This is a genomic window from Rufibacter tibetensis (genome assembly GCF_001310085.1).
In the GTDB taxonomy this organism is placed as follows: Bacteria; Bacteroidota; Bacteroidia; order Cytophagales; family Hymenobacteraceae; genus Nibribacter; species Nibribacter tibetensis.
The window spans coordinates 803926-825785 of sequence record NZ_CP012643.1; the positions used below are offsets into that span (position 1 = coordinate 803926).

The 21860-nt window shown below is 48.8% G+C and carries 20 protein-coding genes; 13 read left to right on the forward strand and 7 right to left on the reverse strand.

Annotated elements, in window-relative coordinates; translation table 11 throughout:
* Nucleotides 1-2 precede the first annotated feature (2 nt).
* The 4 genes from DC20_RS03040 to meaB all read left to right on the forward strand — a co-directional run bounded on the left by DC20_RS03040 (nucleotide 3) and on the right by meaB (nucleotide 6153).
* A complete protein-coding gene (locus DC20_RS03040) occupies nucleotides 3-701 on the forward strand; it encodes a DUF6843 domain-containing protein (protein ID WP_062542480.1) in 699 nt (232 codons plus the stop codon).
* A 227-nt stretch (nucleotides 702-928) separates the two neighbouring features.
* Nucleotides 929-3502, forward strand: coding sequence for a zinc-dependent metalloprotease (locus DC20_RS03045; RefSeq protein WP_062542481.1), 2574 nt, complete (start codon nucleotides 929-931; stop codon nucleotides 3500-3502).
* Nucleotides 3503-3846: 344 nt separating this feature from the next.
* Nucleotides 3847-5016, forward strand: a complete 1170-nt coding sequence (locus DC20_RS03050) for a YncE family protein (RefSeq protein ID WP_062542482.1) — start codon at nucleotides 3847-3849, stop codon at nucleotides 5014-5016.
* Nucleotides 5017-5169: 153 nt separating this feature from the next.
* Nucleotides 5170-6153 carry a methylmalonyl Co-A mutase-associated GTPase MeaB gene (gene meaB, locus DC20_RS03055; RefSeq protein WP_062542483.1) on the forward strand — a complete coding sequence of 328 codons (984 nt, stop codon included), beginning with the start codon at nucleotides 5170-5172 and terminating at the stop codon, nucleotides 6151-6153.
* Nucleotides 6154-6267: 114 nt separating this feature from the next.
* Here the strand turns inward: meaB and xerD are convergent, their stop codons facing one another.
* Complete coding sequence (gene xerD / locus DC20_RS03060) at nucleotides 6268-7167, reverse strand: site-specific tyrosine recombinase XerD (protein WP_062542484.1); 900 nt, start codon at nucleotides 7165-7167, stop codon at nucleotides 6268-6270.
* Between the two features lie 146 nt (nucleotides 7168-7313).
* On the opposite strand from xerD, the gene DC20_RS03065 reads away from it, so the two are divergent.
* The 3 genes from DC20_RS03065 to DC20_RS03075 all read left to right on the forward strand — a co-directional run bounded on the left by DC20_RS03065 (nucleotide 7314) and on the right by DC20_RS03075 (nucleotide 9618).
* On the forward strand, nucleotides 7314-7772 hold the full coding sequence (locus tag DC20_RS03065; RefSeq protein WP_062542485.1) for a type II 3-dehydroquinate dehydratase: 459 nt from the start codon (nucleotides 7314-7316) through the stop codon (nucleotides 7770-7772).
* 167 nt (nucleotides 7773-7939) lie between these two features.
* Nucleotides 7940-9001: an aminotransferase class V-fold PLP-dependent enzyme gene (locus DC20_RS03070; protein ID WP_062542486.1), complete on the forward strand. Its 1062-nt coding sequence runs from the start codon at nucleotides 7940-7942 to the stop codon at nucleotides 8999-9001.
* Nucleotides 9002-9045: 44 nt separating this feature from the next.
* Nucleotides 9046-9618, forward strand: a complete 573-nt coding sequence (locus tag DC20_RS03075) for a MarC family protein (protein ID WP_062542487.1) — start codon at nucleotides 9046-9048, stop codon at nucleotides 9616-9618.
* A gap of 104 nt (nucleotides 9619-9722) precedes the next feature.
* Here the strand turns inward: DC20_RS03075 and DC20_RS03080 are convergent, their stop codons facing one another.
* A complete protein-coding gene (locus DC20_RS03080) occupies nucleotides 9723-12566 on the reverse strand; it encodes a S8 family serine peptidase (RefSeq protein ID WP_083470230.1) in 2844 nt (947 codons plus the stop codon).
* Nucleotides 12567-13588: 1022 nt separating this feature from the next.
* Here DC20_RS03080 and rnhA point away from each other — a divergent pair.
* The 4 genes from rnhA (at nucleotide 13589) to DC20_RS23540 (ending at nucleotide 16287) form a co-directional block, all read left to right on the forward strand.
* The gene (rnhA, locus tag DC20_RS03085; protein WP_062542489.1) at nucleotides 13589-14050 is read left to right on the forward strand and encodes a ribonuclease HI; all 462 of its coding nucleotides are present in this window, start codon (nucleotides 13589-13591) and stop codon (nucleotides 14048-14050) included.
* 3 nt (nucleotides 14051-14053) lie between these two features.
* Nucleotides 14054-14767, forward strand: coding sequence for a tRNA1(Val) (adenine(37)-N6)-methyltransferase (locus tag DC20_RS03090; RefSeq protein WP_062542490.1), 714 nt, complete (start codon nucleotides 14054-14056; stop codon nucleotides 14765-14767).
* 136 nt (nucleotides 14768-14903) lie between these two features.
* Nucleotides 14904-15893 (forward strand): S41 family peptidase, encoded by a 990-nt coding sequence (locus tag DC20_RS23535; RefSeq protein WP_062542491.1) that lies wholly within the window; start codon nucleotides 14904-14906, stop codon nucleotides 15891-15893.
* On the forward strand, nucleotides 15883-16287 hold the full coding sequence (locus DC20_RS23540; protein ID WP_062542492.1) for a S41 family peptidase: 405 nt from the start codon (nucleotides 15883-15885) through the stop codon (nucleotides 16285-16287). Before DC20_RS23535 ends, DC20_RS23540 begins: the two co-directional genes overlap by 11 nt.
* Nucleotides 16288-16332: 45 nt before the next feature.
* Here DC20_RS23540 and DC20_RS03105 read toward each other — a convergent pair whose 3' ends face one another.
* Complete coding sequence (locus DC20_RS03105) at nucleotides 16333-17667, reverse strand: saccharopine dehydrogenase family protein (protein ID WP_062545766.1); 1335 nt, start codon at nucleotides 17665-17667, stop codon at nucleotides 16333-16335.
* Between the two features lie 131 nt (nucleotides 17668-17798).
* Between DC20_RS03105 and cdd the strand changes: the two genes are divergently transcribed.
* Entirely contained in the window at nucleotides 17799-18284 is a 486-nt protein-coding gene (gene cdd, locus DC20_RS03110; RefSeq protein WP_062542493.1) for a cytidine deaminase, read from the forward strand.
* Nucleotides 18285-18941, forward strand: a complete 657-nt coding sequence (locus DC20_RS03115) for an alpha/beta hydrolase (RefSeq protein WP_062542494.1) — start codon at nucleotides 18285-18287, stop codon at nucleotides 18939-18941. It begins immediately after the preceding gene.
* Nucleotides 18942-19025: 84 nt separating this feature from the next.
* Here the strand turns inward: DC20_RS03115 and DC20_RS03120 are convergent, their stop codons facing one another.
* The 4 genes from DC20_RS03120 to ubiE form a co-directional block, all read right to left on the reverse strand.
* On the reverse strand, nucleotides 19026-19460 hold the full coding sequence (locus DC20_RS03120) for a VOC family protein (RefSeq protein WP_316934519.1): 435 nt from the start codon (nucleotides 19458-19460) through the stop codon (nucleotides 19026-19028).
* Nucleotides 19461-19565: 105 nt separating this feature from the next.
* Nucleotides 19566-20318, reverse strand: a complete 753-nt coding sequence (locus DC20_RS03125) for an SDR family NAD(P)-dependent oxidoreductase (protein ID WP_062542495.1) — start codon at nucleotides 20316-20318, stop codon at nucleotides 19566-19568.
* Nucleotides 20319-20325: 7 nt separating this feature from the next.
* A complete protein-coding gene (gene porT, locus DC20_RS03130) occupies nucleotides 20326-21084 on the reverse strand; it encodes a type IX secretion/gliding motility protein PorT/SprT (protein ID WP_071885368.1) in 759 nt (252 codons plus the stop codon).
* The gene (gene ubiE, locus DC20_RS03135) at nucleotides 21033-21755 is read right to left on the reverse strand and encodes a bifunctional demethylmenaquinone methyltransferase/2-methoxy-6-polyprenyl-1,4-benzoquinol methylase UbiE (protein ID WP_062542497.1); all 723 of its coding nucleotides are present in this window, start codon (nucleotides 21753-21755) and stop codon (nucleotides 21033-21035) included. Before ubiE ends, porT begins: the two co-directional genes overlap by 52 nt.
* Nucleotides 21756-21860: the final 105 nt, after the last annotated feature.

Below are 21860 nucleotides of genomic sequence, written 5' to 3' on the forward strand. Positions count from 1 at the left end.
GAATGACAAGCGTAAAAAGATCAAGAAAATCCATCTTCTTCTTGTTAGGTATTTGTCTACTATTTATCGGTTTTCTATTAATACTGTATTTCCAAAAAAGTATACTTGGACTAGGCATTCTTTTATTAAGCATACTCCTTGTTATTTGGTCTAACGAAAATTGGAAATACAAACTGTTCACCATAGCACCGGCCACATTGCTGATGCTTTTCACGTTAGCTAACTCCTATGTTTGGCCAGAGATCTACCTTATACCTGAAGGTTTCAAAGGAAATATTTATGTGGTATTCAATCAGGAGCAGGGGAAACCTAAAGAATTCACTGGATTAACTAGGGTTTACAGAATTCCTGAAAATGGAATCCTTTTTACAAAATTTAGCGCAAACATGAGTGCCGACCTCGGGGAATACTATTATGTTTCCAAGTCAGGTATAAAAACAAAAATTAGTGATTTTTCATACAAAAACCTTTCTTCTCCACATCTAGGTGAATCTCCATTACAGGATAACATCGTAGTATTTTCTCCGCCTTTTCTAAATTTGGTTAATGGAAATGAGAATTCAGAAGGTCTTACATTCAAGATTTCGGCTGTAAATCATTGGGGAAGTATTCAAACCTCTGGCTTCACCAGCGCAGAAAGGATTGATAGTGTAGTTCAACTATTAGCGGAAGCAAGAAAGCAATTCAGGTATTCTGAATAAGCTTTTTTGCCTCCGCTAATAACAAGCGGCGTTATCAAAACAACTTGGCAAGCTTCATCACTTCCCTTTTCCCCTTCTTTTCCTAAAATACTCCCTTAAACTACCCTCTTTAATTTTCTAATTTTTTTCTTTATTCTTCATTAAACCTTCCAGTTGTTAGTTTTGTCTAAGGCGCGTGTACTATACACCAAACACAACCCTTTACACAACTTACAAGCAAACCTAGTATGAAGAAATTCTTATTGACGCTGGGGCTGGTTTCCTCTTTTGCCGGAGTAGCCATGGCTCAGGGTCGCACACAACCCGCCGATTCTACGCGTCGGGTAGCCGGTGCCGCTGGCATGGCAGGTAATGCCGCCAGAAGTGCCAAACCAAAACCTTACGCTGAGGTCATCACTGACAAAGCCCAATCCAAATCTGGTTTTTTCAAGACCCACAAAGTAGAAGACAAGTACTTCTTTGAACTGGCAGACTCTGTGTTGGGTCGCGAAATTCTGGTGGTAAACCGTATTTCCAAGGCTGGTGCCGAAGTACGTGCCTCTTCAGGTTATGCCGGTGACCAGATTGGTTCTGCCGTAGTTATGTTTGAAAAGGGTCCGGATGACCGTATTTTCATGCGGAAAATCTCTTACGCCACCTACAGCCCAGACAGCACCAAGTCTATGTACCAATCGGTGCAGCGCTCTAACGTGCAGGCTATTGTGGCGGCGTTCAACGTGGCTGCCTATGGCACAAACAACAAGAGCAGCGTCATTGACGTGACCGATTACATCAAAGGTGAAAACGAAATCTTCTCGTTCAGCTCAGCGGCCGCCAAAACCCGCATCCGTTTGGGTAACTTCATCCCAGACCGCAGCTACATCCAGAACGTGCGCAGCTTCCCACAAAACGTGGAAGTAACCACCGTAAAAACCTACGTGCTTACCCCTCCAACTACGGGTTTCGGGGCAGCACCTTCCGGGGGAGCCGCAGCCAACTCTAACCTGAACGGTTCTTCCACCATTGAGGTGAACACATCCATGGTAGTACTGCCTAAGAAGCCCATGCAACCGCGTTACTTTGACCCGCGCGTAGGTTTCTTCACCGTTGGTTACACAGATTTTGATGCCAATCCGCAAGGCGTAAAGGAAATCCAGATGGTGAAACGCTGGAGACTGGAGCCGAAGGAAAAAGACATGGCCAAATACAAGCGCGGTGAACTGGTAGAGCCTAAAGAGCCCATCGTGTTCTACATTGACCCGGCTACGCCGAAGAAATGGGTGCCGTACCTGATAGCCGGCGTGAACGACTGGCAGAAAGCCTTTGAGAAAGCAGGCTTCAAAAATGCTATCATCGGGAAAGAGGCTCCTTCTGCCAAAGAAAACCCGAACTGGAGCATAGACGATGCCCGTCACTCGGCCATTGTTTACAAGCCCTCTGAAATCCCGAATGCCAGCGGCCCAAGCATCGCTGACCCACGCAGCGGCGAGATCATGGAAAGCCACATTAACTGGTACCACAACGTGATGAAACTGGTGCATGACTGGTATTTCATCCAGACAGCAGCTATTGATCCACGTGCCCGCAAAATGGAGTTCTCTGACGAACTCATGGGTGACCTGATTCGCTTTGTGTCTTCGCACGAGGTAGGCCATACCATTGGCTTGCGCCACAACTACGGTTCCAGCTCAACGGTGCCGGTAGAAAACCTGCGTAACAAGAAATGGGTGGAAGCCAACGGCCACACCCCTTCTATCATGGACTACGCCCGTTTCAACTACGTGGCACAGCCAGAAGACAACATCTCTCCTAAAGGCATCTACCCAAGAATTGGCGATTATGACCTGTGGGCCATTGAGTGGGGTTACCGCATCTTGCCAAACGCCAAAAGTGCCGAGGCTGAGATACCTCTCCTGAACAAGATGACGGTAGAAAAACTAAAAAACCGTCGCAACTGGTTCGGAACCGAAATCAACCCTGATGATCCGCACTCTCAGAACGAGGACTTGAGTGACAACGCCATGAAAGCTTCTGAGTACGGCATCAAAAACCTGCAGCGAATTCTGGCTAAACTTCCTGAGTGGACCCGCGAAGAAAACGAAGGCTATGAGAACCTGGAGAACATGTATGGTCAGCTGACCACCCAGTTTAACCGGTACATGGGCCACGTAGCCAAGAACATTGGTGGTATCTACGAAAACCCGAAAACGGTTGAAATGGAAGGCTCGGTATATGAGCGTACGCCGGCGGCCACGCAGAAAGAGGCTATGACGTTCCTAGACAAGCAGCTGTTTACCACGCCCACCTGGTTATTGGCACCTAACGTGCTAAACAACACTGGGTCTAACCCATTGGTGGTGGTTTCCCGCAGCCAGCAAGCCGTATTGAACCGCCTCATCAGCAACGCCACCCTGACCAAACTGATTGCCGCCGAAGCCTTGGACGGAGCCAAAGCCTACAAGGTGACCGACTTCTTCAATGACATGAACGGTTCAATCTTCAAGGAGGTAAAAAACAAGCAGGCCATTGACGTGTACCGCCGCAACCTGCAGAAAATGTATGTGCAGGAATTGATTGACATCGTGAAACCAGCTCCGGCTCCAACCGGTGCCCAGGCAGCCCAGCAAGGTGGCAGAGGTGGTAACACCGCTCCAACCATGGATGCCCGGACGAGCGATGTGGTTTCTGTGGCTAAAGCCGAGTTACGCAACATCAACAACATGATCAAAGCATCGGCTGCGACGCAGTCAGACTCATTGAGCAACTACCACTTGCTGGATCTTTCTGACCGCATCAACGAAGCCCTGGACCCAAGAAGCTAATTTCTTCGGTTTGTATCACGCAAAAGAGCGGCACCCCAACAGGTGCCGCTCTTTTGCGTTTACAGGATTCCTGTTTCTGTTTACAGGTTCTTTTCCAGAAAGTCTTGCCAAACAGAGGAACAATATTTTGCCCCCCAATTCGCTTATTAGATACAGACCAACGGTTGAAAGATAGCTTGAAACCTGTATTTCAGAAGATTTCCAGTTGATAATAAGTTTATTTTCAACCTCTTGCCTTTTTTCAGGAAAGAAGCCTTTTTTCCTGAAGAAGCGGAACCTAAACGCAGCCTTGATTCTGGCCCAATCTTTGAAATCGACACAAAAACTGAATTGCTTACGTGAAGATGAAGAACACATTAAAACTTTTGCTTCTGCTTCCACTATGGTTTCTTTCCCTGGCAGCCACGGCTCAGAAGGAAGCCACCACCTGGTATTTCGGAAACAATGCAGGGTTGTCTTTTGCTGATCCTGCCAACCCCCAGCCCCTAAAAGACGGAAACATGTTTAGCGAGGAAGGCTGCGCCGTGCTTTCAGATGCGTTAGGCAACCTCCTGTTTTACACCAACGGCATGCAGGTCTGGAACCGCAACAAGCAGATCATGGCCGGCGGCGATTCCCTCAAAGGTCATGAGTCCTCCACCCAGTCGGCGGTTATCCTGCCTAAACCTGGTTCTCAGCACCTGTACTACCTTTTCACCACCGATTTTCAGGGCCAGAGCCATGGCTTGCAGTACCACCTCATTGACTTAAGCCGGAACGGAGGCCTGGGCGAAGTGGTATCTAAAAACAACCTCGTCTTTGCGCCCGTGACCGAAAAACTTACCGCCGTGAAGCACCGCAACGGCCGTGATTACTGGGTGATTACGCACCGGTGGAACAGTTCGGCCTTTTATGCCTATCTCGTTAGCTCCAACGGAATCACCTTTAAACCCGTGGAAAGCCACTTGGGCAGCATTCACGCCGGTGATAACGGTGCCACCATTGGTTACATGAAAGCCTCGCCTACCGGCGAAAAACTGGCCGTAGCTACCTGGGCTGCCGTGAACAAAATAGAGGTATTCAGCTTCAACAACGAAAACGGGAAACTAGCCATAGCGGTAGATTTGGGCAAATTTGACGAAGCCTACGGCGTAGAATTCTCTCCGGACGGCACCAAACTGTACGGCGGAAAGAACGGTATTGCTGGGGGCGAAGCCCGTATCTTCCAGTTTGACCTGGCAGCCGGAACCCCAGACGCCATCATCCACTCGGGAAAGCAAGTGGCCAAAAGCGTCAGCCGCAAGATTGGCGCTCTGCAATTGGGACCCGACGGCCGGATTTACGTGGCTCGCAACAACAGCAACTGGCTGGGCATCATCCGTAATCCGAATGCCTTAGGCCCGGACTGCGACTACAAAGACGCTGGCATCAATTTAGGTACTCAGAAAAGCGCCTTGGGCCTTCCCAACTTTCCAGGGTTCTATTTCCAGAACCTGTCGCCCTCTACCACTTCATTGCTGCCTACCAAGCAGTAACCATCCGCCCATTCGTACTTAGTGATACAAGACCGTCTCTCCTTTGAAGGTAAGACGGTCTTATTTTTTAGTCACCACTTTCCAGAAACAGCGGCAGAAGACAGGACTAATTTCTATTTTTCGCGTACTTTTCTGAAAACAGCCCCATAACGAGTGCCGAAACGATTTACCCCAGACGAGTATGCCGCCGGAGTTTTATCCGGAAACCGGGTACTCCTGAGCCGCGCCATTACTTTAGTGGAAAGTACCTTGCCCTCTGACCAGGCATTGGCCCACGCGGTCATGGAACAGGTACTGCCGCAGGCGGGAAAATCGGTGAGGGTGGGCATTACAGGCGTGCCCGGAGTGGGCAAGAGTACGTTCATTGAGGCCTTCGGGAATCACCTGTTAGAACAGCACGGCAAGAAACTAGCGGTGCTGGCCATTGACCCTACCAGCCAACGTACCGGGGGCAGTATTCTGGGTGATAAAACCCGAATGGAAACTCTGTCTGCTAACCCGAACGCGTACATCCGGCCTTCACCGGCGGGTAAGACCTTGGGCGGGGTGGCCCGCAGTACCCGCGAAAGCATCTTGTTGTGCGAAGCCGCCGGTTTTGACGTGATCTTTGTGGAGACCGTAGGTGTAGGCCAGTCTGAAACAGCGGTGCACGAGATGGTGGATTTCTTCCTGCTCTTGATGCTGGCCGGCGCCGGAGATGAACTGCAGGGCATCAAGAAAGGCATCATGGAAATGGCCGATGCTATTGCTATCACCAAAGCCGACGGCCCTAACCTCCACCCTGCCACCAGTGCCCAAGCCGAGTACCAGGGCGCTTTACACCTCTTTCCGCTGGGCAAGTCGCAATGGAGCCCTAAAGTAACCGTTTGCTCTGCTTACGAGAAAAGCGGGTTAGGCCCTATCTGGGATTCCGTTATGGAGTACGTGCAGCTAACGCAACAGAACGGTTACTTTCACCACCGCCGGCAAGAGCAGAATCTGCATTGGCTTCGGCACAGCATCAGGCAACAACTGGAGGAGCGCTTTTACCAGCATCCGGCCGTGCAGGCGCAATGGGAAACTATCTCCAACCAGGTGACCCAGGGGCAGAAATCTCCTTTTGCCGCAGCAGCGGAGTTGTTCCAACTGCTTCCATAAGGCTGCGTTCTTGGCTTGTTTTCCCAAGAAGACATCAAAAATGCGGAGACAAAGCAATGCCTGGTTTTTACGGAGGCAGATGTAGGGGCAACCACAAGGGATTGCCCCTACTGGTTAACTTCTGGGGTGAAATTCCTGAATAACCTGTTTCAGGTAATCACGGTCTAAGTGGGTGTAAATCTCAGTGGTGGTGATGGATTCGTGGCCCAGCATTTCCTGCACGGCACGCAAATCTGCCCCCCCTTCAATGAGGTGCGTAGCGAAGGAGTGACGGAAAGTATGCGGGCTGATGCTTTTCTGTAAACCCACTTTGGCCGCCAGGTCTTTGATGATGTTGAACACCATCACACGGCTGAGGCTGGCGCCCCGGCGGTTCAGGAACACAAAATCTTCGTGGCCTCTTTTAATGGGCTGCCGGCGGCGAACCCCATCCAAATACAGCCTGATGTATTTCAAGGCATCACGACCGATGGGCACCAGCCGTTCTTTGTTTCCTTTTCCGGTAATGCGCAGAAAACCCAGGTCCTCATATAGGTTGCTAATTTTGAGTTCAATCAACTCGGTGACGCGCAGCCCTGAACTGTAGAGCGTCTCCAGCATGGCTTTGTTGCGGGTGCCTTCCGGAGTGCTTACATCAATGGCCTCAAAGAGCGTGACAATTTCGTCATAGCTGAGGGTATCTGGGAGCTTACGTTGCAGCTTGGGGCTCTCAATGGTTTCAGTGGGGTCTGCGTCCAGCACGTCTTCCATGATCAGGAACTTGTAGAAGGCCCTGATGCCGGAGATGGTACGCGCCTGTGAATGCGCCGTCATGCCCAGGGTATTAATCCATTCCAGAAAGCCTTGCAGGTGCTTGGCTTCCACTGCCAGAGGCCCTACTTCTTGTTGGGTAATCTCAAAATATTGTACCAGTTTGCGCACATCCCGCAGATAGGCTTCTACAGAGTGACTGGACAGGGATTTCTCCAGCTGGAGGTATCCCTGAAATTGGGTTAAGCTTACGGACCAGTTCATTGGGGGAGGTAAAAACTAAATATAGTAAAATCTCCGTATAAGTTGCAAATGGAAGAAAAGGACATAGCTACCCAAAGGTAGTAATTGCGTACATTTGGACATGATCCTGGGTGCACTTTCAGGGCACCGCGCAAACTACTACCGCTATGAAAATACTGATTCTCAATGGACCTAACCTCAACTTATTGGGTCGCCGCGAAAAATCTATTTATGGGTCCCGCTCCTTTGAAGATTATTTGGAAAAAGACCTTATTCCCGGTTTTCCCAACATGGAACTGGAGTTTTTCCAATCTAACATAGAGGGTGCTCTCATAGATAAACTACACGAGGTGGGATTCCATTACCACGGCATTTTGCTCAACGCCGGGGCTTACACACACTCCAGCCTGGCTTTGGCAGATGCCATTGCGGCCATTGAGACACCCGTGATTGAGATTCATATCTCCAACGTGTTCGCCCGTGAGGCTACCCGGCACGTGACCTATATTGGCGGAAGGTGCGTAGGCAGCATTAGTGGATTTGGCCTGGAAAGCTATCGGCTTGCCTTGCAGTACTTTGAGCGGCAGAAGCCTAATAAGGTAGGATTTACATACACCAAAGCGTAACCAGCATACGTTTTTCCCGTGTAGGTCATATCAGGCAGGGGTGCCTGTGATTGTTTTGGGCATGTTTTCAGAAAAACAGGCTTAAAATCTTTTCTGCTCCTCCCCTACGGCCAAGTACAATTGTTCCTTATTTTTACACTACGTTCCACCACAACCACCCCCAGCTCATGCTCAATTTCTATCCGGGTCCGTCTCAGGTTTACCCCGAGGTTCGGGATTACCTGACCTTGGCGTATGATGAAGGAATGCTCAGTATTCCGCACCGCGGAGAGCGTTTCGTTCAGATGATGCGGGACCTGGTAGGCCTGATGCGAACCAAACTCAACATTCCGCAGGACTACTACATTTACTTCACCTCTTCTGCTACGGAGTGCTGGGAGATACTGACCCAGAGCCTGACCCCGCACAAAAGCCTGCACCTGTACAATGGCGCGTTTGGGGAGAAATGGTACCAGTATGCGAAACGGCTTCGGCCGGATTCTTACGGACAGTCTTTTGGGTTGGAGGACGTACTGGATGCCCCTAACCTTCCGGTGGAGGATGATACTGACCTGATTTGCGTAACCCAGACCGAGACCTCTAATGGAACGCAGGTGAGCATGAACACGCTCCTGAAACTGCAGAACCAGTTCAAGGACCCCTTGTTAGCGGTTGACGCTACGTCCAGCATGGCAGGCGCCAACCTGAAATTCATAAGAGCCGATATCTGGTTTGCCTCGGTGCAGAAGTGTTTTGGGCTGCCGTCTGGGATGGGCGTGTTGGTTTGTTCACCGCGCACCATTCAGCGGGCCAAAACCCTTAACGACCGGAAGCACTACAACAGCCTGTTGTTCCTGCACGAGAAAATGCTCAATTACCAGACGGCCTTCACTCCCAACGTGCTCAATCTGTTCCTGCTTAAGAAAGTGCTGGAACAGCGTCCCATTATCAAGAACATTGACCAGCATCTGTCGCAAAGGGCGCATGACCTGTACACGTTTCTTGATGAACTCACGGAGGTACACCTGTTGGTAGAGAACCCCGAGGTGCGTTCCCCAACCGTCATCGCCGTGAAAGGAACCGACCGTTGGGTGCAGGAAGCCAAGCGTTTAGCCACCGCCCAAAACATCACCCTGGGCAACGGCTACGGGCAATGGGCCAAGAACACCTTCCGGATAGCCAATTTCCCCGCCATCTCAGATGCTGAATATGATGTGCTCCGGCATTTCATATCTAGCCATTATCACTAATTTCGCGGCTGAAACAACACGCTAACGTTGTTGCCTCAGCCCACATGGTTCAATTCAGCTTCAAAGAGATCGTTTCCGTCAGCCTAATCCTGTTCGCTATCATTGATATTCTGGGATCTATTCCGATTATCATTGACCTGCGGCGGCGCGAAGGAATCATCCAGTCTGAGAAAGCGACCTTAGTGGCCGGAGTGCTCATGATTGTGTTCCTGTTCCTGGGCGATGGTATTCTGCGGCTCTTCGGGATTGATTTTGCTTCTTTTGCTTTAGCGGGCGCCATCATCATTTTCCTGATGGGAATGGAAATGGTTTTGGGCATTCACCTGTTCCATTCCAACCCTGCGGTGAAGACCGGCTCTATTGTGCCCCTGGCTTTCCCCCTGATTGTAGGCGCCGGTACCATGACAACGCTTCTTTCTTTACGGGCTGCCTACGCCCTGCCTAACGTATTGGTGGGCATTCTGCTGAATCTGGTGTTTGTCTACATTGTCCTGAAAAGCTCTAACTGGCTGGAGCGCAAGCTGGGCCAAAACGGCACCGAGGTACTGCGGAAAGTGTTTGGGGTAATTCTGCTGGCCATTGCCATTAAGCTTTTCAAGACACACGTCAGTATCTAACTGGTTTCAGGACTGTTTTCTGAAAAGGTCTCAAAAAAATAAAAACAAAAGGCCGGCACCTCAGAAGAAACTCTGAAGTGCCGGCCTTTTTGTTTAAGAGCTTTTTATTTTACCAGAACAAGCCGCTTGTATTCTGTTTGCCCGTTAAAGGTAAACCGGCAGATGTACACTCCACTGGTTCTACCTGCGGCATCAAACTCAAAGCTGTACGCTCTGCCAGCGGTAACCGGTCCTTTGTATAAGCTGTTTACCAAAGTACCTGCCGGTGACCATACTTCTACTACCAACTCGCCACTTTCTGAGGCGCCGAATTCAATTGCTGTTCTATCCATGAAAGGGTTAGGATAAGCACCTACCTGCACAAAGCTGCCTTGCCCGGCAGGTCCTACCCCTGCCAGAGTAGTGGTTTTCAAACTTGCAAGGGGTTGGTACACCTCAAATTCCTGAACTACTTCAGGAGCCCCCATATAAAGACCATTTCCGTACTGGGCTGCTTTGATCCTTACTTTTCCGGTTCCTTTTAAAGTTAGCATGTTCCCTGAAACAGTGGCAGGTCCCTGTAGAACTGTGTAATGAATAGGCAAGCCTGAGGTAGCAGTCGCCTCCAAAGCAATTGGGGTACTGGTAAGCATCATGTCTGGAATGTCGGCAAAACTGATGGTCTGGGTTGCCTTACTCACAGTAAAGGACTGCGTTATAGGTGTGGCCGCTTCATAGACAGCATTGCCCTGCTGGGTAGCCATTACCGTTAAAGTGCCGGTTCCTGTCACTGTGAGCATGTTATCAGTGATGGTCCCCGACCCAGAAACTAATCTGAATTGCACCGGCAAGCCTGAAGAGGAAGTAGCTACCAGGGGAATAGGCCCCGCTCCGTAGGTGATGTTGGCCAGAGGCGAAAAAGTAATGGCTTGCGCTACCCCTTTTACTACCATTTCCTGGATTACTTCTGCCGCCGGGTTAAATTCAGGATTACCCCACTGCATGGCTTTGATTCTGATCACTCCACGCCCGGTGATGGTTAAAAGGTCGCCACTCACCGTAGCCGGCCCCTGCAAGACCATGAACTCCACCGGAAGGTTGGAAGTAGTATACGCTTCCAATCTAATGACCCGAGGGTCTAAAATGCTTCGGTCTGGGATGTCAAAAAAGGTAAGGGTCTGATTGGCTTTGGTGGAAGAAGCCTCTACTGCCTTGTCTGCCTGCACGAAACCCCAACCCGTGCTGGAGTCAAACCCTTCGGAAAAGCCCTCTGAATAAGGATTGTCCATGTCAATGGCGGTAGAGATTAGCTTGTCCAGGACAGCACCCGGAGACATTTTACCTTTTTGCTTTTCCTGCATCAAAGCTGCCACTGCTGCCACGTGCGGGGCCGCTGCAGACGTCCCGAAGAAGTTAGGAAAGGTGTCTGGGTCAAGGCTGGTATCGGCGCCAAAGAAGGTGGTATTTCCTCCGTCCGGGCCTACCAATTCGGGTTTCCTTCTGATTCTCTGATTAGTGAATGCTGCCTCTTGCCCTGTGGTTGAAATAAACACTGGGGTTCCGCCGCCGGAAGAAAAACCATTGATTACTGGTCTGCTCAGGCTTGGGTTGAACTGGGGAGTATTAAACCAAGCAGCGGCACCTACCGCAATCGCTCCCTGAGCGTTGGCGTGGCCATAGATGGTGGAACTGTTAGTGATGTGTTCCAGAGGAACAGCAGACCCAAAATCTATCCATTTAATCATCTGGGGGTCTGGACCTTCAAACTTTACCAAAGCGATCTCAATGGTAACTGCCGAAGCACCAGTGTTTGAAATGGCAATGGTTTCCCAGGGATCTCGACCAATATTCCCCTGCGAGGAATTAGCAAACAGCGTATTATTAAAGTACACCAGCACGTCCATGTCAGTCTTTGCACCTTCTCCCCCGCTAGTGGAAAAAAAGTCGTCTGACCACTGGACCATAAGCTGGATAGAACTTCTGGCCGGAATACTGATAGATTGCCGGGTGTCACCTCCACCAAAGTCATGAGCCACTCCCCAGCCCGGAATCACCAATCCGGTATTCTTGAAAGGCGCTTGGTACGATTTTCTGGCCTGGTTGCCTGCCGCACTGAAATACGTCACGTTCCGCTTGGCAACCTCATCTACCGCCTGGGCAATGATTCCGTCCTGAAACATGGGCTCAGCCAGGTAAATCACATCATCTACCACAATATTGCATCCGGCAGAAGCCAACCCCAAGATACCATTGGCAAAAGCAGCCTGACCAGGGCTGGAGGTATGGAAAGCAATCTTTGCCCCTGGTGCTACATCATGAATGATTTCAGCCATGGCCCTGCCTTCATCTGTTCCCCCCGGCACATCTGCTAAAACCTGAACATCGGCGGGAAGGTCTCCAGAGGCCACCCCAGCGGCAACCCCGCCCCCTATAGAACCATAGGAATCAGAGATGACCCCTATCTTAGAGCCCAGCCCCGTTACCCCATATTTAGCCGCCGCCAAGTCTGCTTTAAGTGAAACATCTCCCTGTGAAGACACCTCACCTACTTTTCTTTGGGGAGTGTAAGCTGGTGAAGCATGGTTCAGATTGTTGATTCCTTCCAGTTTTTCAATCCGGTCAATTGGAAAAAAACCAGAGACCACCCTTTTATGAAAGGTGCCATTTTTTAGCCCCAACCGCTGAAGCTGCTCTAACAAAACGTTGCCATCTGCCTCATTAGAATAGGCATCAATAGCCACGTATCCGTCCATGGTTTTAACGTGCTGAAGCACCTGCAGGGTAGAAGCACTTCTTGCTCTTGTAGCCGATTTAACAGCAGCTGGGATAGTAGATAAAGCGCGTAGTGCCTGATCTGCTTTATGAGTTTCCTTGTTAGCCAAACTCTGCCCTTGTACTATATTGAGATTAAATAATAAAAGGTTAGCGCAGATGAAGAGCCGAGCCATACTGGGTAAAGAGTGTTTCATATATTATAGATTATTAATATTTAGTTCTGTTCTTATCCTAAGTTAAGAAGTAAAAATCTGAAGCACCATGTAAAAGCCTCATTTTTTGCATGTTATAAACACTGTAAAGCAGCAGTAGTGAAGGGCTTGTTGCAGGTGGTTTCTTAAGGATTTTAAAGCACTAAGGAGTAGGATTTTTCTTCTTGAGCCTAATCAATAGGAGCGCTTTTTTGCAGCTAAATCTGCAACGAATCGATTTCGCTTAAAAGTGGACTTTGGACAAGTATAAGTAAAGTCTAACTGGCGCTAACTACATAAAATAGAGGTCAGGCACCTAAAAGCCACCTTACTCTTCCCCAATCCTGAAAAAATATTTTTATCCTTCCTTTTTGAAAATGGCTTTGAAACGGCAACATCGTTCTTCCAATACCAAGTTGAAATGCCTAAGGAGATGCAGGTTATGACCTATTCTCTCCTCTATTACAGCGATTACTCCAGGAAGAAAATTTAAGATTTAAGGCCAAAATAATGATTAGAAATAGCTACTTACATTTGTCTTAGACTTAATAACAGTTTTCCTCCTGTTAACTATTCTAAAAAATAGATAAATTAATATTTGCACTTTACAATATAGCTTTAGCTGGACAAACACCTTTTTATGTAATCATAAGTGGCCAGCAGGTTCTAAAAAAGAGGGCAATTATGTCTTCATTTTTGAATTCATACTGCTGGAAGAACCAGTTAGCCACGCTTAGTTTTCTTGGGCAAGTACTGGCCAATAACAAAGGAAAAAACGCTTGTTGCCATTCTGAATGGGAAGTTTTATTCTATAAATATAGCCTTTTATTTCCCCCAATAATATACTCGTGTTTCAACTCAGGGATAGGAAGAAATTTAGATGAAGCATTTAACCACCTCCTACTTATATATGCTGGGCTTTGAAATTGGGTGTTGAATGCCTAGGCACTAAAAATATTCTTAGCCTTTAACGCCGCCGCTTGCCGCATGATGGGTAATTTTGCTGAAAACTAACCGCATACATTTTGATAGAAGTATTTACCGATGGTGCCTCCAGGGGCAATCCTGGCCCAGGTGGTTACGGCGTTATTCTCCGGTACGGCCCTCACGTGAAGGAAATTAGCGAAGGTTTCCGGAAGACTACTAATAACCGTATGGAACTGCTGGCGGTCATCGTCGCTTTGGAGTCTATCACCAAACCGGGTATTCCAGTGACCATTTACTCGGACTCTAAGTACGTGGTAGATGCGGTAGAGAAAAAATGGGTTTTTGGCTGGGAAAAAAAAGGCTTCACCGGTAAGGCGAACCCAGATCTTTGGCAGCGTTTTCTGAAAATCTACCGAAAACACCAGGTGCGCTTTGTCTGGGTGCGGGGTCATGCCGGACATGCCGAAAACGAACGCTGCGACCAATTAGCCGTGGCGGCGGCCCTGCAACCCAACCTTCCGCCAGACAAAGGCTTTGAGGCAAACCCCACTGCTGGTTAAACCATGCCCAATTCTTATTTCCAGTTCAAGCAGTTTCTGATCAGGCAGGACAAGTGCGCCATGAAAGTCTGCACAGACTCCTGCGTATTAGGCGCTGCCGTGAACGTAGCCGGTGCCAAACGGATTCTGGATATTGGTGCCGGAACCGGATTACTGAGTTTAATGGTGGCCCAACGCGCGCCGGAAGCATTGATTGAAGCGGTAGAAATTGACACTGCCGCCAGTGAGCAAGCACAAGAGAATATTGCGGCTAGTCCTTGGGCGAACCGCATCAGGTTGTTTCCCATGTCACTGCAGGAGTTTGCCCAATACCAACCTGCTCCTTATGATATAATCATCAGTAACCCACCTTTCTTCCAGGCTTCACTGAAATCACTTGATTCGGCAAAAAACCAAGCCAAACATACAGAGACCCTTTCCTTCACAGAAATCATCTCTTTTGCCCAACACTTCCTGTCTCCTGATGGAAAACTGCATATTCTGCTTCCTACGCATGAAGCCAAGGTGTTTGAGAATGAAGCCCTTCAAAAAGGCTTTTTCACCAATTCAATTCTTTGGCTGGAAACAACCCCTCAGGGTAAATTACTCCGCGCTATCCATACCTATTCACGTTACGCTGTATCTACTACTGAAAGCACATTAGCCGTGCGGGAAAAAGATCAAACTTACACCAAAGCATTCCAGGAACTGCTGAAAGAGTACTACCTGATCTTTTGACACTGCTTATGGGTTTTGAGCACTATGGCTCCACTCCAACATAAGAAATATGGTGCAAACTGCTTCTACCATGCAGGCAGGCGTAGGGGATGCGGGGGTATTGGTTGTCTGATTTGCAAGGACCAAACCAAGCGCTATGCAAAACCCTCTACGTTTCTTTCTCCTGGCAATCGCAATTTGTACGCTATACATCCTTCCAGCCAAAGCCCAAAAACTTACTGACCAAGAGAAGCTGTATGGCCTCTCTAGTTTTTGGAAGGAAGCCAGCTACAACTTTGCCTACTTTGACAAGATTCCTACCCTTAATTGGGAGAGCACCTACCAGGCATTTGTACCCCAGGTTCTTGCTACTAAGACAGACCTGGAGTATTACCGTACTCTACAACGCTTTAGCGCCCTTTTGCAAGGCGGACATACCAGCATTGGATTACCCCAACACCTCGCTCAGCAGCTTGGCTTTCCAGCAGTTGAGATAAAGGCCATTGACCGTAGAGCCATTGTAACGAACGTCTCTACCACACTGAAAGACAAACTTCCTTTGGGCTCGGAGATCATTGAAATTGAAGGGATTCCTACGCAGGAATATGTCACAAGAAATGTATTCCCTTACATGACTTCCTCTACTGACTATGTAAGATGGAGCAAAACCATTCAAGTCTCCTTGGTGGGTGCCAAGGGAACTTCTGTTCAGGTAAAGATCAAATCACCGAAGGGCCAGTTTTCCCTGGTAACTTTAGACAGACCAGATGGAAAAGTGGAATGGGTAAAATCTTCGCCTAAACTGCCCCCGGTAGAGTTCAAGTGGCTGAAGAATGACATGGCCCATGTGGCTATCAACACTTTCGGCGATAAGATTATAATAGACCAATTCAGGAAAGCACTGCCAGTGTTGCATAAAGCCAAAGGCCTCATCATTGATCTTCGGTACAACGGCGGTGGCTACAGCAGTTTATCGCAGGAGATTGTGAAACACCTTACAGAAGCGCCTGTTATCTACGGATCTGTCTGGAAGACCCAGGAACACAAGGCTTCCTACAAAGCGTGGGGAGTGTTTGTGGAAAAAGAAGACACCACCCAATGGGGAAAGAAGCCCGTGCCTACCTGCAAGGAACCAAGTGGCATGTAGGAGACACCATGCAAACAAAAACGACCTGACTGCGCCAAAAATCAAAGCTCCAATAGTCGTACTCACCAGCTACCAAACGGCTTCCGCGGCCGAAGATTTCCTGATTATGCTGGATAACCTGAACCGCGCTACCAAAGTAGGGCAGAAAACATACGGCAGCACCGGTCAGCCCTTGTTCTTTGATTTACCGGGAGGCGGTAATGCCCGGATCTGCACCAAACGTGATACCTATCCAGATGGCCGCGAGTTAGTGGGATATGGAATATTGCCACATGTAGAGGTAAACCCCACGGTAGAATCCTTCCTAAAAGAGGAAGATATACTACTGGAAAAAGGAATCATGGTGCTGAAAGACAAGATAAAAGCAGAAGCCAGAAAAACAGCACTGCGCTAAATTTCCCCTGAGCTCACATAAATACGCTTTGTAGAAAAAGGACTTCTACTCTCCTTTTTCTACAAAGCGTATCCCATTTTGCTCCAGTTCTTCCAAAATAGGTTGATAAAGTTCAGCTTGCAGAGGCACCACTACTCCTTTGGTTTGCAGCCTTCCCAGCAGTAAGTGCTTCACGGCTATCCCCACTGGTAAGCCCACCGTTTTCGCCATAGCGGTATGTACCTCATCATCTCCCAGCACCACAAGGGAAGAGGTAAGTTTCTTTTGCGCCCCGTTCAACTCATATTCAAATTGGTGCAGCATCACAATCATGTCCTTGTCACCGGGGCTGAGCTTCCATTTAGGCACTAATAATTTCTCTAAGGCTTGAGCAGGCGTGGCTTTATCCAGCCCAATGGGAACTTCCTCAAACAACCCGGTCCACTCTATCAACTGCATCTCTTCTGCCTCTGGGTTCAAGCCAACGTAAGCGGCCACTTGCTCTTTCAAGGACATTCCCTGTTTTGGAGCAGTGGGCAAGCAACTTTCTACCAGCTCCCAATACGTCATATGAGCAGAGTCTTCCAGAGAGTAAGAATCATCGGTGAGGCCCAGTTGCACCAACACATGCCACGCCTGGCAGTACCCCGGTCTACGCAGGGTGCCGCGTAGCATGGTTTGGATGTTCTGTAACCCGTAAGGCTCCACGTACCCCAAAGAATCACGGTTGGCATAGCCGTCAAAGTACCCGAAGCCTTCCACCAGAAAGGTCTCGGTGCGTCTGAACAATTGAGGGTACGGGATGTATTTGTAAGCACCATCCTGCTTGTATTTGGCAGTGCCCTGACCAGCCAAAATCACATTACGAGGGTTCCAGGTAAACTTATAGTGCCACGGATTGTTTTCAGACTCCGGTGCCATCAATCCGCCGGTGAAGGATTTGAAAGAGGTAATGTTACCACCCTGTCCTTGTATTTGGTGTATGATGCGCATGGCAGACATATGGTCTATACCGGGGTCTAGCCCGCACTCCATCAGAAAAGTTAACCTTTTAGCTTTCGCCTCCTCGTGCATTTCCTTGATCTGCGAAGGAACATACGAGGCCGTGACCAAATGTTGTCCAAGCTCCAAACACGTCTGCGCCACCAACGGGTGAAAAAGAGCCGGAAGCATGGAAATCACGACATGGGCCTGGCCAATCTCTGTCCTACGTTGCTCTTCATTTTGCACATCAAACACGAACGCTCTTGCCTGGGAATACAGCGCCAGCTTCTGGGTTAGATGCTCCACTGAAACGTCCCCTATTGCCAGTTGCCAATTATGAATGGTGGCATTTGACAGCAAATAGTCAATAAGCACAGTGGCAGAGCGACCAGCGCCCAGGAGCAGGATCTTGTTCATAGTTTGGCAGATGGAGGTGTAACTATGGGGTAAAATGGGCAAAATCTACCGCACAGGCAACCCATTCTTGCATTTTCAAGCCAACTTATTAACTTTGGCTCCCGTACGTGCTCGTGCGGAAACCGCACTTTATGATAGAACAAGTACAACTCAACATTACCTATGAGGTAGTGTCTTCAGTAGAAGAATTAACCCCACAGGAACGGCAGGTTTTCCTCCTCGCCCAAGAAGCCACCAATAACGCATATGCTCCATACTCAAATTATCTGGTAGGTGCCGCTTTGCTTCTTTCAGATGGCAGCATTCACCAAGGTACAAACCAGGAAAACGCGGCCTACCCTTCTGGCCTGTGCGCAGAACGTACCCTGTTGTTTGGCGTAGGATCTAACTACCCAGATAAAAAGATGGAGATGATGGCCGTTACCGTTCGGCGGAGACATGAAACCCATTTCCTGAAGGCTTGTCCCTGCGGAGCCTGCCGGCAAGTGATGGCCGAATACCAGAACCGGCAGAATGCCCCTATCAAGCTGCTTATGCAGGGCGAAGACGGAAAAGTTATTCGCTTGCAATCAGTAGAAGATTTACTGCCCTTCATGTTCACGAAAGATCAACTGTAATTGGCTGCCCTCCACAGAACCATACAGGTACCTCGTACCGCTCACCTCTACCAGGCAGGCCTTCTTTCTACAGATACCAAACACCTTTGGATAGTCCTGCACGGGTACGGCCAATTAGCCCGGTACTTCGTCCGGCATTTTGAGGGAATGGCAGATGAGCAGACGGCCATCCTGGCTCCGGAAGGACTCTCCCGTTTTTATCTGGAAGGTTTCTCTGGCCGGGTTGGTGCTACCTGGATGACCAAAGAGGAACGGCTCCACGAAATATCTGATTACATTTCGTACCTGAACCTGGTACGAGAGACAGCTCTGCAGGAAGCACCAAATGCCACTCTTCACGTGTTAGGCTTCTCTCAGGGAGGAGCTACGGCTTGCCGATGGCTAGTTCAGGCACAGTGGCCAATTGCTCAGTTGGTGCTTTGGGCCGGTGTATTCCCTGATGATATGGAATTGGCTTCTATGGGACAGGCCCTGGCTCATGCCAGACTTACATATGTTTATGGCCTGCAAGACTCCTTTGTAGCGGAAGATAAAGTACAGACGCAGCTCGCCCGGGTTCAGGTAGCAGGCCTACACCCAGAGATCATTACATTTGAGGGAAAGCATGAACTCAACAAGGAAGTTCTATTCCGATTAAAACAAAGAAGCCTTTCTTAGCCACCACATAAAGATTTGGGCTTGTTTTCCTGAAGGAAGGTCTAAAGTAAAGCGGGAGTAAAAAAAAGAGAGCCTGTGGTATACCTACCTCTCCCAAATACCGGGCACCACAATCTCCAGCAGGTGCTGATCTGGGTCTCTGAAATAACAGGACTTGCGTTCATGGGGCCAGGTCTGCTCGTGCTCAATGGATACATCGGCTTGGCGCAATTTATCTTTCCACGCCTCGTACTCTTCGGCAGTACATTCAAAAGCCAAATGCAGTTGCCCTTCCCCGAAGTGTGGCGGAAGATCCTTGCTCTCCCTCGTTTTCTGGGCATTGAAACACAACAGCACCGAACTACCTACCCTGAAAAATACATGCCGGTTAGCTACCTGGCCTATGACCGGCAGCCCTAATACGTCAGTATAAAATGTGGTGGTACGGGTAAGGTCCTGTACATAAAGACACGTTTCCTTTATCTTGGTGAATTCCATTTGCCAGCTCTTGGTTTCCCCTACTGCAACGGAATTAGGCACTTGAAAGATGTTTATTTACAGCCTGGTTTCTACAAAACTGCCCATAAGCAGCAAGGCCCGCTAGTTCTGGAACTAGCGGGCCTTGCTGCTTATGGGAAGAATATCTTATTGCTTGTTAATGATGGTAGCCGCCGCCTGGGCTGCTGGTAGAATAAGCACCTCGGCTAAATTCACGTGTTTAGGACGAGTGACCATGAACGTAATCAGATCGGCAATGTCTTCTGCTTTCAAGGGTTCATAGCCTTGGTACACGGTGGCTGCCCGCTCTGTGTCTCCTTTGAAACGTACCTCAGAAAACTCCGTTTCCACGGCACCAGGGTTCACTTCAGACACTTTAATTCCTTCGTGCACCAAGTCAATGCGCATGGCTTTGGAAAGGGCATCTACCGCAAATTTACTGGCGCAGTATACGTTTCCGTTGGCGTACACCTCTTTTCCGGCAATAGACCCAATGTTGATGATGTGGCCGGTTTTGCGCTCAATCATGATTGGCAGAACGGCCTTGGTCACGTACAGTAAGCCTTTCACGTTGATGTCCAGCATGGCATCCCAATCGTCCAGGTCTCCGCCTTGTATAGGAGAAAGACCGTGGGCGTTTCCAGCGTTATTTATCAAAACATCAACAGAACGCCACTCGGCGGGTAGTCCTGCAAGGGCATTTTGTACGGCCTCTTTGTCCCGCACGTCAAACTCAAGCGGATAAACGTTCTCCTGCCCCAGCTGTTGTATTAATTCCTGCAAACGCTCGGTACGGCGACCGGCTACAATGATTTTGAAGCCCTGCTGGGCCAACGAAACAGCGGTTGCTCTGCCAATGCCGGAAGTAGCCCCGGTCACTAATGCAATCTTCTGCGCCATGGGAGACTTATTCAAAATTGAGGTATAGCGTTATAGTATTGGTATTCAACTGCTGAATGCTGTTGTTGAACATGCCAGGGCTTGGCTTATGAATGTTGCTGATGCCTCTTGAATACCTGATTTCCGGGGCGAATTTGAAAAACGGATAAAACATATCCAACCCCACACCATACTCTACCGCAAAGTCCAGGCTTTTTACCTGCAAGTACTCACTTCCTTTTTTCTGACCGCCTACTACCAGCGAAGGCTTCACACCCGCAATAAAATACATTTGGCTGTTCTTGCGGCGTTTTGATTCATATTTCACCAGCAAAGGAAGCTCGCCGGCAAAGGTGTTCATCTCCTGCGTCACATCCCCTCCCGCAATTCCGTTATCATCGTCAGCAGGCATGCCTTTGTACTCAATGGCTCGGCTATGATACCCAACTCCAGGTTGCGCTCTCAAAACGAAATCAGGAGAGAGTCTATAAGAAGAAATGAAGTTCACATTAAAACCAATTCCTGTCTTTTCATTTACAGAAAAATCTGGATTGCTTTTAATGGCTTCTACATACAGTTCTGAATGCTCTAACTGATACCAAGAGGCATTTACCCCCAGAGAAAATCCCCAGCGTAGTCTTTTGTGTTCGTAGCCAGGCAGGTTTTCACCTTTGAGTTTGCCCTGAGCCAGAGTTTGCTGGCCAGAAGAAAGCAAGGCAAGAAGAAAGAAGCCAATTATTTTGTGCCGATGTAAATGGAGCTGATGCCGAAGGTAAGTGAGTGCCATTCTGTGTTTTTAAACCCGATTCTGTTGAAAATAGCCAGAAAGTCATTGCCATCCGGAAACGCCTGCACAGACTCTGGCAGGTACGTATAGGCGGCGTTGTCTTTTGAGATCATTTTCCCGAAAACCGGCAAAATATGTTTGAAGTAAAAATTATATCCTTGTTTCATGGGAAACTGCTGCGGCTTGGAGAACTCCAGAATAACAGCCATTCCGCCAGGCTTCAGAACCCGACGCATCTCTGAAAGGCCTTTCTCCAGATTCTCAAAGTTACGCACCCCAAAAGCAACGGTAATTGCGTCAAAATGATTGTCCGGAAACTGAATGTTTTCAGAGTCGCCTAACTGCAGTTGTACCAGATGGCTGAGTCCCCGCTTGGCAATCTTCTCCCGGCCTACCTCCAGCATGCCCTCAGAAATATCAATGCCAATAATCTGTTTGGGTTTAAGCCGAAGGGTCTCCAGGGCGAAGTCTCCCGTACCGGTGGCAATGTCCAACACCAATTGGGGCTTTACCCGCGCCAACAGTTTCACAGCTCTTTTGCGCCAGTAAATGTCTACTCCTGCACTAAGGAAATGGTTTAAGAAATCATAGCGTTTGGCAATGCTGTTGAACATTTGCGCCACCTGCTTTTTCTTACCTTCTTCCTGGTCTTTGTATGGAACTACTGACATGTACTATTTATTGTTAAAGAGGGCAAAGCTACTATGCTTTAACTACATTTCCTGCATTATGTTGTGAACTCAGGCCGTATAAATAACAGAGCCCCGACCTGTTGG

What these genes read in the sequence shown, in the direction of transcription:
- DC20_RS03040 (WP_062542480.1), top strand. Translation starts at nt 3, where the DNA reads ATGACAAGCGTAAAAAGATCAAGAAAATCCATCTTCTTCTTGTTAGGT.
- DC20_RS03045 (WP_062542481.1), top strand. Translation starts at nt 929, where the DNA reads ATGAAGAAATTCTTATTGACGCTGGGGCTGGTTTCCTCTTTTGCCGGA.
- DC20_RS03050 (WP_062542482.1), top strand. Translation starts at nt 3,847, where the DNA reads ATGAAGAACACATTAAAACTTTTGCTTCTGCTTCCACTATGGTTTCTT.
- xerD (WP_062542484.1), bottom strand. Translation starts at nt 7,167, where the DNA reads ATGAACTGGTCCGTAAGCTTAACCCAATTTCAGGGATACCTCCAGCTG.
- DC20_RS03065 (WP_062542485.1), top strand. Translation starts at nt 7,314, where the DNA reads ATGAAAATACTGATTCTCAATGGACCTAACCTCAACTTATTGGGTCGC.
- DC20_RS03070 (WP_062542486.1), top strand. Translation starts at nt 7,940, where the DNA reads ATGCTCAATTTCTATCCGGGTCCGTCTCAGGTTTACCCCGAGGTTCGG.
- DC20_RS03075 (WP_062542487.1), top strand. Translation starts at nt 9,046, where the DNA reads ATGGTTCAATTCAGCTTCAAAGAGATCGTTTCCGTCAGCCTAATCCTG.
- DC20_RS03080 (WP_083470230.1), bottom strand. Translation starts at nt 12,566, where the DNA reads ATGAAACACTCTTTACCCAGTATGGCTCGGCTCTTCATCTGCGCTAAC.
- DC20_RS03090 (WP_062542490.1), top strand. Translation starts at nt 14,054, where the DNA reads ATGCCCAATTCTTATTTCCAGTTCAAGCAGTTTCTGATCAGGCAGGAC.
- DC20_RS23535 (WP_062542491.1), top strand. Translation starts at nt 14,904, where the DNA reads ATGCAAAACCCTCTACGTTTCTTTCTCCTGGCAATCGCAATTTGTACG.
- DC20_RS03105 (WP_062545766.1), bottom strand. Translation starts at nt 17,667, where the DNA reads ATGAACAAGATCCTGCTCCTGGGCGCTGGTCGCTCTGCCACTGTGCTT.
- cdd (WP_062542493.1), top strand. Translation starts at nt 17,799, where the DNA reads ATGATAGAACAAGTACAACTCAACATTACCTATGAGGTAGTGTCTTCA.
- DC20_RS03125 (WP_062542495.1), bottom strand. Translation starts at nt 20,318, where the DNA reads ATGGCGCAGAAGATTGCATTAGTGACCGGGGCTACTTCCGGCATTGGC.
- porT (WP_071885368.1), bottom strand. Translation starts at nt 21,084, where the DNA reads ATGGCACTCACTTACCTTCGGCATCAGCTCCATTTACATCGGCACAAA.
- ubiE (WP_062542497.1), bottom strand. Translation starts at nt 21,755, where the DNA reads ATGTCAGTAGTTCCATACAAAGACCAGGAAGAAGGTAAGAAAAAGCAG.